We start from the raw sequence: 11,392 nt of genomic DNA on the forward strand, positions 1-11,392 counted from the left end.
AGTCGCCCGGCCCAACCGGAGCCACCGTCGCGCCGCACCGACGCTGCGGGCCCCGGCTCACGGGGAGCGGAGGCCCGGTCGATGGCCAGCTTCTGACGGGTGGCCGCGACACACGACCGGCCCGGACGACCGGTACCTGCCGCAGCACCGCTGCCTTGCCGGCCCCTGTCGCGGCCCCATCAGCCTCGCGGCGACGACCCCGCCCCCCCCAGGAGCCGGGCCCGGCCGCCCGGCCCCGCCCCCGGTCATGTCACCGCGCGGCCGAGCCGCTCACTGCGCGTCCAGCCCCCCGTTGTGGGCCGTGGGCTTCAGGTCGAACTCGCCGTCCCGCGCGCCCAGCACGAACGCCCGCCACTCCGCCTCGGTGTAGCGCAGCACGGTGTCCGGGTCGAGCGAGGAGCGCATCGCCACCGCGCCGTCGGGCAGGTAGGCGATCTCCACCCGCTCCTCGTGCTCCTCCGTGCCCGGCGCGCAGTGCCACTCGGCACCGGAGATGTCGAGCCCGTACAGCTCGTCCCGCTCCCGTTCCTTGCGCGCCTTGATCTCCGCTTCGGTTTCCGCCATCGTGCAGCGACCCCTTCCCGAGGTACGTACGGTCCGGGCGCTCACCCTAGTGGCCCGGACCCCGCGCCCAGGGGGTGAGCCGACCGGGGGGAGGGCGCCCGCCACGGGCTGGTACCCTGAGTGACGGCCGTTCGTGTACGCACCCCCGGAGCCCGCAGGAGACTGCGCCCTGGAGGCCGCGCCCAGCGGATCCCCGCCTCCCGAGTAACGGAAGCTCCCCCGAGATCAAGACCGGGGGCACTCGGTGGCCATTCACAGACTACGAGGAGTACGCGTGTCGCTCGACGCCGCTACGAAGAAGCAGATCATCAGCGAGTTCGGTACCAAGGAGGGCGACACCGGCTCCCCCGAGGTCCAGGTCGCCATGCTCTCGCGTCGGATCTCGGACCTGACCGAGCACCTCAAGACCCACAAGCACGACCACCACTCCCGCCGTGGTCTGCTGATCCTGGTCGGTCAGCGCCGTCGCCTGCTGCAGTACCTGGCGAAGAAGGACATCCAGCGCTTCCGTGCGCTGGTCGACCGCCTGGGCATCCGCCGCGGTGCGGCCGGCGCCAAGTAAGTCGCCATGAAGGGGGCGGTTCCCGGAACCCGGGGATCGCTCCCTTTGCCGTTCGTGGGGAACCGCACCCCACCCGGCATACTTCGCCGCACATGCGGAAACGTGCGGAGTGTCACCCACGCTTTGTAGTGTGGTAGCACGACGCAGCAGTAACGCGGTACGTAGTACGTACGGCACAGAACGAGGAGAGGCGCACCGCGCCGCCGCCGGTCCTCGGTAGTGGCCCCCGGGGGGAAGCGAGCCCCGGGTGCTTCGATCGAAGACCGGCCCGCACCAGACGGCGCGCTTCTCCGCCACCGTCCCCCTGCCACACGGGCAGCCGAGGGACGAAAGACGACAAGTAACGGAGAAACCACTGGTGGAGAACGAGACCCACTACGCCGAGGCCGTCATCGACAACGGCTCCTTCGGCACCCGCACCATCCGCTTCGAGACGGGCCGCCTGGCCAAGCAGGCCGCCGGCTCCGCCGTGGCGTACCTGGACGACGACACCATGGTGCTGTCGGCCACCACCGCCTCCAAGAACCCCAAGGACCAGCTCGACTTCTTCCCCCTGACGGTGGACGTCGAGGAGCGGATGTACGCCGCCGGCAAGATCCCCGGCAGCTTCTTCCGCCGTGAGGGCCGGCCCTCCGAGGACGCGATCCTCACCTGCCGCCTGATCGACCGCCCGCTGCGCCCGTCCTTCAAGAAGGGCCTGCGCAACGAGATCCAGGTCGTCGCCACCATCATGGCGCTCAACCCCGACCACCTGTACGACGTCGTGGCGATCAACGCCGCGTCCGCGTCCACGCAGCTGGCCGGCCTGCCCTTCTCCGGCCCGATCGGCGGCGTCCGCGTCGCGCTGATCCGCGGTCAGTGGGTCGCGTTCCCGACCCACACCGAGCTGGAGGACGCCGTCTTCGACATGGTCGTCGCCGGCCGCGTCCTGGAGGACGGCGACGTCGCGATCATGATGGTCGAGGCCGAGGCCACCGACAAGACCATCAAGCTGGTCGAGGGCGGCGCCGAGGCGCCGACCGAGGAGGTCGTCGCCTCCGGTCTGGACGCCGCGAAGCCCTTCATCAAGGTCCTCTGCCGTGCCCAGGCCGACCTCGCCGCGAAGGCCGCCAAGCCGACCGGTGAGTTCCCGGTCTTCCTGGACTACCAGGACGACGTCTTCGAGGCCCTGACCGCGGCCGTCCGCCCCGAGCTGGCCCAGGCGCTCACCATCGCCGGCAAGCAGGACCGCGAGGCCGAGCTGGACCGCGTCAAGGCGCTCGCCGCCGAGAAGCTCCTGCCGGAGTTCGAGGGCCGCGAGAAGGAGATCTCCGCCGCGTACCGCTCGCTCACCAAGCAGCTGGTCCGCGAGCGCGTGATCAAGGAGAAGAAGCGCATCGACGGCCGCGGTGTCACCGACATCCGCACGCTGGCCGCCGAGGTCGAGGCCATCCCGCGGGTGCACGGCTCCGCGCTGTTCGAGCGTGGCGAGACCCAGATCCTGGGCGTCACCACCCTCAACATGCTCCGCATGGAGCAGCAGCTGGACACCCTCTCCCCGGTGACCCGCAAGCGCTACATGCACAACTACAACTTCCCGCCGTACTCCGTCGGCGAGACCGGCCGCGTCGGCTCCCCGAAGCGCCGCGAGATCGGCCACGGCGCCCTCGCCGAGCGCGCCATCGTGCCGGTGCTGCCGACGCGTGAGGAGTTCCCCTACGCGATCCGCCAGGTGTCCGAGGCCCTCGGCTCCAACGGTTCGACGTCCATGGGCTCGGTCTGCGCCTCCACCATGTCGCTGCTGAACGCCGGTGTGCCCCTGAAGGCCCCGGTCGCCGGTATCGCCATGGGTCTGATCTCCCAGGAGATCAACGGCGAGACGCACTACGTCGCCCTCACCGACATCCTCGGTGCGGAGGACGCCTTCGGCGACATGGACTTCAAGGTCGCCGGCACCAAGGAGTTCGTGACGGCCCTCCAGCTCGACACCAAGCTGGACGGCATCCCGGCCTCCGTCCTGGCCGCGGCCCTCAAGCAGGCCCGCGACGCCCGTCTCCACATCCTCGACGTGATGATGGAGGCCATCGACCGGCCCGACGAGATGTCCCCGAACGCCCCGCGGATCATCACCGTCAAGATCCCGGTCGACAAGATCGGTGAGGTCATCGGCCCCAAGGGCAAGATGATCAACCAGATCCAGGAGGACACCGGCGCCGAGATCACGATCGAGGACGACGGCACCATCTACATCGGTGCCCAGGTCGGCTCGCAGGCCGAGGCCGCCCGCGCCACGATCAACGGCATCGCCAACCCGACCATGCCGGAGGTCGGCGAGCGCTACCTGGGTACGGTCGTCAAGACCACGACCTTCGGCGCGTTCGTGTCGCTGCTCCCGGGCAAGGACGGTCTGCTGCACATCTCGCAGATCCGCAAGCTCGCCGGCGGCAAGCGCGTGGAGAACGTCGAGGACGTCCTCGGGGTGGGCCAGAAGGTCCAGGTCGAGATCGCCGAGATCGACTCCCGCGGCAAGCTCTCCCTGATCCCCGTGATCGAGGGCGAGGAAGCCGACGAGACCGCGAAGGACGACGCCGACCAGTGACGTCCCGTAGCTCCAAGGCGACGGCCCGCACCTCTTCGGAGGCGCGGGCCGTCGCCCGTACCCAAACACTCGTCAAGGGCGAGGCCGGCGCCGGCACGGTCCGCAGGACCACCCTCCCCGGCGGCCTGCGCGTCGTCACCGAGACCCTGCCCTCGGTCCGCTCCGCCACCTTCGGCATCTGGGCGCACGTCGGCTCCCGCGACGAGACCCCGGCCCTGAACGGCGCCACGCACTACCTGGAGCACCTGCTCTTCAAGGGCACCTCCCGGCGCAGCGCCCTCGACATCTCCTCCGCGGTCGACGCCGTCGGCGGCGAGATGAACGCGTTCACGGCGAAGGAGTACACCTGCTACTACGCGCGGGTGCTCGACTCCGACCTGCCGCTCGCCATCGACGTCGTCTGCGACATGCTGACCGGATCCCTGATCCGCGAGGAGGACGTCGACGTCGAGCGCGGCGCGATCCTCGAAGAGATCGCGATGACCGAGGACGACCCGGGCGACTGCGTGCACGACCTGTTCGCGCAGACCATGTTCGGCAACAACGCCCTCGGCCGTCCGGTCCTCGGCACCGTCGACACGGTCAACGCCCTCACCGCCGACCGCATCCGCCGCTTCTACCGCAAGCACTACGACCCGACCCACCTCGTGGTCGCCTGCGCCGGCAACATCGACCACAACAAGGTCGTACGGCAGGTCCGCGCGGCCTTCGAGAAGGCGGGCGCCCTCGGGAACACGGACGCACGGCCCATCGCCCCCCGCGACGGCCGCCGCGCGATCCGCACCCACGGCAAGGTCGAGCTGCTCAACCGCAGGACCGAGCAGGCGCACGTCGTCCTCGGCATGCCGGGCCTCGCCCGCACCGACGACCGCCGCTGGGCGATGGGCGTGCTGAACACCGCCCTCGGCGGCGGCATGTCGTCCCGGCTGTTCCAGGAGGTCCGGGAGAAGCGCGGCCTCGCCTACAGCGTGTACTCCTACACCTCCGGATTCGCCGACTGCGGCCTGTTCGGCGTCTACGCCGGCTGCCGTCCCTCGCAGGTCCACGACGTGCTGCGGATCTGCCGGGACGAACTCGACCACGTCGCGGACAACGGCCTGTCCGACGACGAGATCGCCCGCGCCGTCGGCCAGCTGCGTGGCTCCACCGTCCTCGGCCTCGAGGACACCGGCGCGCTGATGAACCGCATCGGCAAGAGCGAGCTGTGCTGGGGCGAGCAGCTGTCCGTCGACGACATGCTCGCGCGGATCGCCGCGGTCACCCCGGACGAGGTCCGCTCGGTGGCCCGCGACATCCTGGGGCAGCGGCCGTCGCTGTCGGTCATCGGCCCGCTGAAGGACAAGCAGGCCGCGCGCCTGCACGATGCTGTCGCCTGACCCGTCCCTCCTCGGAATCGATACGTCGGTAAGTCGGTAAGGAAGCGAAGATGAGCAAGCTGCGCGTGGCGGTCCTCGGTGCCCGGGGCCGGATCGGATCCGAGGCGGTCAGGGCGGTGGAGGCCGCCGAGGACATGGAACTGGTCGCCGCCCTCGGCCGGGGCGACGACCTCGGCACGCTGACCGAGGCCGGCGCCCAGGTCGCTGTCGAGCTGACCACCCCCGCCTCGGTCATGGACAACCTCGACTTCTGCGTGCGCCACGGCATCCACGCGGTCGTCGGGACCACCGGCTGGACCGAGGACCGCCTCGCCCGGCTCCGGGACCAGCTCAGCCGGTCCCCGGAGACCGGTGTGCTCATCGCGCCGAACTTCTCCATCGGCGCCGTGCTCACCATGAAGTTCGCGCAGCTCGCCGCGCCGTACTTCGAGTCCGTCGAGGTGGTCGAACTGCACCACCCGAACAAGGTCGACGCCCCGAGCGGTACGGCCACCCGCACGGCCCAGCTCATCGCCGAGGCCCGCCGCGCCGCCGGCACGGCCCCGGCGCCGGACGCCACCGTCACGGCCCTCGACGGCGCCCGGGGCGCGGACGTCGACGGCGTCCCGGTGCACGCCGTCCGGCTCCGCGGCCTCCTGGCCCACCAGGAGGTGCTGCTCGGCGCCGAGGGCGAGACCCTGACCCTCCGGCACGACTCCCTGCACCACAGCAGCTTCATGCCGGGCATCCTGCTCGGCGCGCGCCGCGTGGTGACCACTCCGGGCCTCACGTTCGGCCTGGAACACTTCCTGGACCTGAGCTGAGCCACCCGTCATGCGCGCGAAGATCACCTACCTCGTCACGGCCGCCGTCCTCGTCTTCTACTTCGTCCTGGTCGGCAGCCGCGGCGTCATGCTCATCCAGTCCGGCACGCTCGTGACCGTCACGTTCGGCGTGGCCGTGCTGATCCTGCCGGTCATCGGCCTGTGGTTCCTGTGGAAGAACACCCAGTTCGTCCGCCGGGCCAACCGGCTCGCCGCCGAACTCGACGCCGAGGGCGGCCTCCCGGTCGACGAGCTGAAGCGCACGCCCAGCGGCCGGATCGACCGTGACTCGGCCGACGAGGTCTTCGCCCGGCGCAAGGCCGAGACGGAGGACTCACCCGACGACTGGCGCTGCTGGTTCCGCCTGGCCGTCGCCTACCACGACGCCCACGACACCCCGCGGGCCAGGAAGGCGATGCAGCGCGCCATCGCCCTGCACGACGGCGAACCCGCCCGGACCTGAGGGCGGCCCGCCGACGCCGGTCCGCCGGTCAGCCGCGCCGGTTCTCCGCGGCCCAGGCCTCCACCGTGTCCGCCGCCCGGTCGAAGGCCGCAGGCCGGCCGAGGAAGTCCAGCCCGTGCGTGGTGAGCAGCGGTGCCGCCTCCTCGGCACGCCGGTCCTCGCGCAGGAGGACCAGCGCCTGTCCTTGCACCGTGCGGGGCAGCCCCAGCCAGCGCACCGGCTGCTGCACCGTCCGCAGCGAGGCCACCCGCGCCCACGGCACGGTCCGCGTCAGCACCGGGCCGACCCGGCGCACCCCGCGCCGGCTCACCCACACCCCCATGCGCAGCAGCCGCAGCGCGCCGGCGACGAGCGCCAGCCCGCCGGCGAGGACCGCGCCGGCGGAGGACAGCGAGCCGGCCGGCGCGATCAGGACGGCCGCGAACAGCACGAACGAGGCCAGCAGCAGGCACAGCGCGGCGACGCCCACCCGCCAGGGACCCGGGCGGTAGGGGCGTCGCCAGCGGTCCGGGTCGTCGTACGGCAGCGCGCTCTCGGACGCCGTCTCGAAGGTGCGGTCGGCCGTCAGGAAGGGCAGGGGCACGGCTGGTCCTCACTCGGTCCTCGCGTGGGCTGTGCCCGGTGAGGCTATCCGTCCGGATCACCGCTCACCAGCCGTGGGCGTCCGGAAGGGTCAGCGGCCCCCGGCCGCCTGCCCGTGTGACGCCTGGGACTGCTGGCCCGGCGCGCCGGACGGCGTGGACAGCGCCGGCATCCCGACGACCAGGGCGCCGATCAGCCCGGCGACCAGGGTCGCCCCCAGCAGCCAGCGCCCGGCCAGCTCGCCGAAGGAATCGCGCCGCCGGGGCGGGGGAGTGACATTGCTGCGGAACCTGTCCGCCTCGGCCAGGAAGGCGAAGGGCACGGGCTCGCGCCGACGGAACATCGCGGTGGCTCTCCTTACGGGTTCGGATCGAACGTGAGGTTCTCACCGGTACAGACGACCGAGTGACACAAAAGGTGCCCATGTCGGAAAAAGTCGTCGTGGTGTCTTCGGGGCGAGGTGCCGCTCCGGGTCCGGCGGGTGCCCCGTAAGGTGGGCGGCGAACCACAGCAGTGAGGGAAGGACCCCAACCCCCGTGACCACCGAGTCGCTCACGTTCCGCAGTGACGTCACCGTCGAGCTGGTGAAGTCCAGCGCGTCGGACGCCGATGTCCTCTTCGCCGCCCGCGTCTCCACCGCCGGCGAGCAGTCCCTGGACGAGCTGAAGAAGGACCCCGAGCGCTCCAAGGGTCTGATCAACTACCTGTTGCGCGACCGGCACGGCAGCCCGTTCGAGCACAACTCGATGACGTTCTTCATCAGCGCCCCGATCTTCGTGTTCCGCGAGTTCATGCGGCACCGCGTCGGCTGGTCGTACAACGAGGAGTCCGGCCGCTACCGGGAGCTGGAGCCCGTCTTCTACGTCCCCGACAGCTCCCGCAAGCTGGTCCAGCAGGGCCGCCCGGGCAAGTACGTCTTCGTCGAGGGCACCCCGGGCCAGCACGAGACCGTGAGCAGCACCCTGCGGGAGTCGTACGAGCAGGCGTACGCGGCCTACCAGAAGCTCCTAGCCGAGGGTGTCGCGCGCGAGGTGGCCAGGGCGGCCCTCCCCGTCGGCCTCTACTCCTCGATGTACGCCACCTGCAACGCCCGCTCGCTGATGCACTTCCTCGGTCTGCGCACCCAGCACGAGCTGGCCAAGGTGCCGTCCTTCCCGCAGCGGGAGATCGAGATGGTGGGCGAGAAGATGGAGGCGGCCTGGGCGGGGCTCATGCCGCTCACGTACGCCGCCTTCAATGCGAACGGGCGTGTGGCCCCGTGACGAAGCCCTGTTCGTCCGTCCGGAACGGATGTACGGGTCAGCCTCGCGAAGTGTCCGTATTGCGGCATTTGTAGAAGTTCATCTAGCCTGATCAAACGGACCCGGCACTGCTTGAACCCCCGAGCAGGCAGTGCCGGGCTCCCTCTTTGTCCTGACTTTCCCCACACCCGCGGGCACAGCCTCCGTCGAGCACCGAGTAGCGTGTCACCCATGGCTCCGACCTCGACTCCGCAGACCCCCTTCGGGCGGGTCCTCACCGCCATGGTCACGCCCTTCACGGCGGACGGCGCACTCGACCTCGACGGCGCGCAGCGGCTCGCCGTCCACTTGGTGGACGCAGGCAACGACGGCCTGGTCGTCAACGGCACCACCGGCGAGTCCCCCACCACCGGTGACGCGGAGAAATCGGACCTGGTACGAGCCGTGGTCGAGGCGGTCGGCGACCGCGCCCACGTCATCGCCGGCGTCGGCACCAACGACACCCGGCACAGCGTCGAGCTGGCCCGGCAGGCCGAGCGCGACGGCGCACACGGCCTGCTCGTCGTCACGCCGTACTACAACAAGCCCCCTCAGGAGGGCCTGTACCGGCACTTCACCACCGTCGCCGACGCGACCGGCCTGCCGGTCATGCTCTACGACATCCCCGGCCGCAGCGGTGTCCCGATCAGCACGGAGACCCTCGTCCGGCTCGCCGAGCACCCCCGGATCGTCGCCAACAAGGACGCCAAGGGCGACCTCGGCCGCGCCGGCTGGGCCATCGCCCGCTCGCGCCTCGCCTGGTACTCCGGCGACGACATGCTCAACCTCCCGCTGCTCTCCGTGGGCGCGGTCGGCTTCGTCTCGGTCGTCGGCCACCTCGTCACCCCCGACCTGCGCGCCCTCGTGGACGCCTACGTCTCCGGCGACGTCGTCAAGGCCACCGAGATCCACCAGAAGCTGCTCCCGGTCTACACCGGCATGTTCCGCACGCAGGGCGTCATGACCACCAAGGCCGCGCTCGCCCTCCAGGGCCTGCCCGCCGGGCCGCTGCGGCTGCCCATGGTCGAGTGCACGCCCGAGGAGATCGCCCAGCTCAAGAGCGATCTTGCGGCCGGCGGGGTACAGCTCTGACAACAGACTTGGCACACGGGCTTCACAACTGAAGAACAACAGAAACGGCGCGGGCCACCGGTGCCCACGTCGCACAACGACAACTGCTTCCGCACGAACGTCATGCGCGCCACGTGCCGTACCGGTACGTGGCGCGTGTGGTGAGGAGAGTCCTTTGAGTCATCCGCATCCTGAACTCGGCTCGCCCCCGCCGCTGCCCCAGGGCGGCCTGCGGGTCACCCCGCTCGGCGGCCTCGGCGAGATCGGCCGCAACATGACGGTCTTCGAGTACGACGGCCGTCTGCTGATCGTCGACTGCGGAGTGCTCTTCCCCGAGGAGGAGCAGCCCGGGATCGACCTGATCCTGCCGGACTTCTCGTCCATCCGGGACCGCCTCGACGACATCGAGGGCATCGTCCTCACCCACGGCCACGAGGACCACATCGGCGGCGTCCCCTTCCTGCTCCGCGAGAAGCCGGACATCCCGCTGATCGGCTCCAAGCTGACCCTCGCGCTGATCGAGGCCAAGCTCCAGGAGCACCGGATCCGGCCGTACACCCTGGAGGTGGCGGAGGGGAACCGCGAGCGCATCGGCCCCTTCGACTGCGAGTTCGTCGCCGTCAACCACTCCATCCCGGACGCCCTCGCGGTCGCCATCCGCACCCCCGCCGGCATGGTCGTCCACACCGGCGACTTCAAGATGGACCAGCTCCCGCTGGACAACCGCCTCACCGACCTGCACGCGTTCGCGCGGCTCAGCGAGGAGGGCATCGACCTGCTCCTCGCCGACTCCACCAACGCCGAGGTCCCGGGCTTCGTCCCGCCGGAGCGCGACATCTCCAACGTCCTGCGCACGGTCTTCGCCAACGCCAACAAGCGGATCATCGTGGCGAGCTTCGCCAGCCACGTCCACCGCATCCAGCAGATCCTGGACGCCGCCCACGAGTACGGCCGCCGGGTCGCCTTCGTCGGGCGCTCCATGGTCCGCAACATGGGGATCGCCCGCGACCTCGGCTACCTCAAGGTCCCGCCGGGCCTGGTCGTCGACGTCAGGACGCTGGACGACCTGCCCGACCACCAGGTGGTCCTGGTCTGCACGGGCTCCCAGGGCGAGCCGATGGCGGCCCTGTCCCGGATGGCCAACCGCGACCACCAGATCCGTATCGTCGACGGCGACACGGTGATCCTGGCGTCCTCGCTGATCCCCGGGAACGAGAACGCGGTCTACCGCGTGATCAACGGCCTGACCCGCTGGGGCGCCAACGTCGTCCACAAGGGCAACGCCAAGGTGCACGTCTCCGGACACGCGTCCGCGGGCGAGCTGCTGTACTTCTACAACATCTGCCGCCCGAAGAACCTGATGCCGGTGCACGGCGAGTGGCGCCACCTGCGGGCCAACGCCGAGCTGGGCGCGCTGACCGGTGTGCCGCACGACCGCATCGTGATCGCCGAGGACGGCGTGGTGGTCGACCTCGTCGGCGGCAAGGCCAGGATCGCCGGCAAGGTCCAGGCGGGCTACGTCTACGTCGACGGTCTCTCGGTCGGTGACGTCGGTGAGCCGGCCCTGAAGGACCGCAAGATCCTCGGTGACGAGGGCATCATCTCGGTCTTCGTGGTGGTGGACTCCTCCACCGGCAAGATCACCGGCGGCCCGCACGTACAGGCCCGTGGTTCCGGCATCGACGACTCGGCCTTCGTCGAGGTCCTGCCCAAGGTCACGGAGGTGCTGGAGCGGTCCGCCCAGGACGGTGTCGTGGAGCCGCACCAGCTCCAGCAGCTGATCCGCCGGACCCTCGGCAAGTGGGTCTCGGACCGGTATCGCCGCAGGCCGATGATCCTGCCGGTGGTCGTGGAGGTCTGACCTCCGCCGGTGTACGCCCGGAGCGGGGCGCCTCGATTTGCATCGAGGCGCCCCGCTCCAGTACGTTTACGGCTCCGCCCGAGCGGGAAGCCCGGCACTTCTGTGCCGGAGCGGACGCCCGGAGCGGATGGGAAATCCGGCTCAGAACTTCTGATAAAGTCGGAACCGCCGGAAAGGGAAACGCGGAAGCGGGAACCTGGAAAGCACCGAGGAAATCGGATCGGAAAGATCTGATAGAGTCGGAAACGCAAG

At 70.4% G+C, this 11,392-nt stretch carries 11 protein-coding genes; 8 read left to right on the forward strand and 3 right to left on the reverse strand.

Annotation, left to right across the window (positions count from 1 at the left end; translation table 11 throughout):
* Positions 1 to 270 precede the first annotated feature (270 nt).
* The gene (locus ACIQVT_RS27350) at positions 271 to 564 is read right to left on the reverse strand and encodes a DUF397 domain-containing protein (RefSeq protein WP_403759426.1); all 294 of its coding nucleotides are present in this window, start codon (positions 562 to 564) and stop codon (positions 271 to 273) included.
* A gap of 274 nt (positions 565 to 838) precedes the next feature.
* Between ACIQVT_RS27350 and rpsO the strand changes: the two genes are divergently transcribed.
* From rpsO to ACIQVT_RS27375, 5 genes are all read left to right on the forward strand, one after another.
* Positions 839 to 1,126, forward strand: a complete 288-nt coding sequence (gene rpsO / locus ACIQVT_RS27355) for a 30S ribosomal protein S15 (RefSeq protein WP_030041128.1) — start codon at positions 839 to 841, stop codon at positions 1,124 to 1,126.
* 358 nt (positions 1,127 to 1,484) lie between these two features.
* On the forward strand, positions 1,485 to 3,704 hold the full coding sequence (locus ACIQVT_RS27360; protein ID WP_361994200.1) for a polyribonucleotide nucleotidyltransferase: 2,220 nt from the start codon (positions 1,485 to 1,487) through the stop codon (positions 3,702 to 3,704).
* Positions 3,701 to 5,080 (forward strand): M16 family metallopeptidase, encoded by a 1,380-nt coding sequence (locus ACIQVT_RS27365; protein WP_403759433.1) that lies wholly within the window; start codon positions 3,701 to 3,703, stop codon positions 5,078 to 5,080. Before ACIQVT_RS27360 ends, ACIQVT_RS27365 begins: the two co-directional genes overlap by 4 nt.
* Before the next feature lie 50 nt (positions 5,081 to 5,130).
* On the forward strand, positions 5,131 to 5,883 hold the full coding sequence (dapB, locus tag ACIQVT_RS27370; protein WP_403759436.1) for a 4-hydroxy-tetrahydrodipicolinate reductase: 753 nt from the start codon (positions 5,131 to 5,133) through the stop codon (positions 5,881 to 5,883).
* Positions 5,884 to 5,893: 10 nt separating this feature from the next.
* Complete coding sequence (locus tag ACIQVT_RS27375) at positions 5,894 to 6,346, forward strand: hypothetical protein (protein WP_403759438.1); 453 nt, start codon at positions 5,894 to 5,896, stop codon at positions 6,344 to 6,346.
* A gap of 28 nt (positions 6,347 to 6,374) precedes the next feature.
* Here the strand turns inward: ACIQVT_RS27375 and ACIQVT_RS27380 are convergent, their stop codons facing one another.
* Complete coding sequence (locus ACIQVT_RS27380; protein ID WP_403759441.1) at positions 6,375 to 6,929, reverse strand: hypothetical protein; 555 nt, start codon at positions 6,927 to 6,929, stop codon at positions 6,375 to 6,377.
* A 90-nt stretch (positions 6,930 to 7,019) separates the two neighbouring features.
* Complete coding sequence (locus ACIQVT_RS27385) at positions 7,020 to 7,271, reverse strand: hypothetical protein (protein ID WP_403759444.1); 252 nt, start codon at positions 7,269 to 7,271, stop codon at positions 7,020 to 7,022.
* Positions 7,272 to 7,464: 193 nt separating this feature from the next.
* On the opposite strand from ACIQVT_RS27385, the gene thyX reads away from it, so the two are divergent.
* From thyX to ACIQVT_RS27400, 3 genes are all read left to right on the forward strand, one after another.
* Positions 7,465 to 8,190, forward strand: coding sequence for an FAD-dependent thymidylate synthase (gene thyX / locus ACIQVT_RS27390; RefSeq protein WP_403759447.1), 726 nt, complete (start codon positions 7,465 to 7,467; stop codon positions 8,188 to 8,190).
* A 210-nt stretch (positions 8,191 to 8,400) separates the two neighbouring features.
* Positions 8,401 to 9,300, forward strand: coding sequence for a 4-hydroxy-tetrahydrodipicolinate synthase (gene dapA, locus ACIQVT_RS27395; protein ID WP_403759450.1), 900 nt, complete (start codon positions 8,401 to 8,403; stop codon positions 9,298 to 9,300).
* A 154-nt stretch (positions 9,301 to 9,454) separates the two neighbouring features.
* Positions 9,455 to 11,140 carry a ribonuclease J gene (locus ACIQVT_RS27400; RefSeq protein ID WP_403759453.1) on the forward strand — a complete coding sequence of 562 codons (1,686 nt, stop codon included), beginning with the start codon at positions 9,455 to 9,457 and terminating at the stop codon, positions 11,138 to 11,140.
* Positions 11,141 to 11,392: the final 252 nt, after the last annotated feature.

Source organism: Streptomyces sp. NPDC100445, from assembly GCF_044759735.1.
In the GTDB taxonomy this organism is placed as follows: Bacteria; Actinomycetota; Actinomycetes; order Streptomycetales; family Streptomycetaceae; genus Streptomyces.

Excerpts from the sequence above, each read along its gene's own strand:
- ACIQVT_RS27375 (WP_403759438.1), top strand. The coding sequence starts at position 5,894 with ATGCGCGCGAAGATCACCTACCTCGTCACGGCCGCCGTCCTCGTCTTC.
- dapB (WP_403759436.1), top strand. The coding sequence starts at position 5,131 with ATGAGCAAGCTGCGCGTGGCGGTCCTCGGTGCCCGGGGCCGGATCGGA.
- ACIQVT_RS27385 (WP_403759444.1), bottom strand. The coding sequence starts at position 7,271 with ATGTTCCGTCGGCGCGAGCCCGTGCCCTTCGCCTTCCTGGCCGAGGCG.
- ACIQVT_RS27350 (WP_403759426.1), bottom strand. The coding sequence starts at position 564 with ATGGCGGAAACCGAAGCGGAGATCAAGGCGCGCAAGGAACGGGAGCGG.
- dapA (WP_403759450.1), top strand. The coding sequence starts at position 8,401 with ATGGCTCCGACCTCGACTCCGCAGACCCCCTTCGGGCGGGTCCTCACC.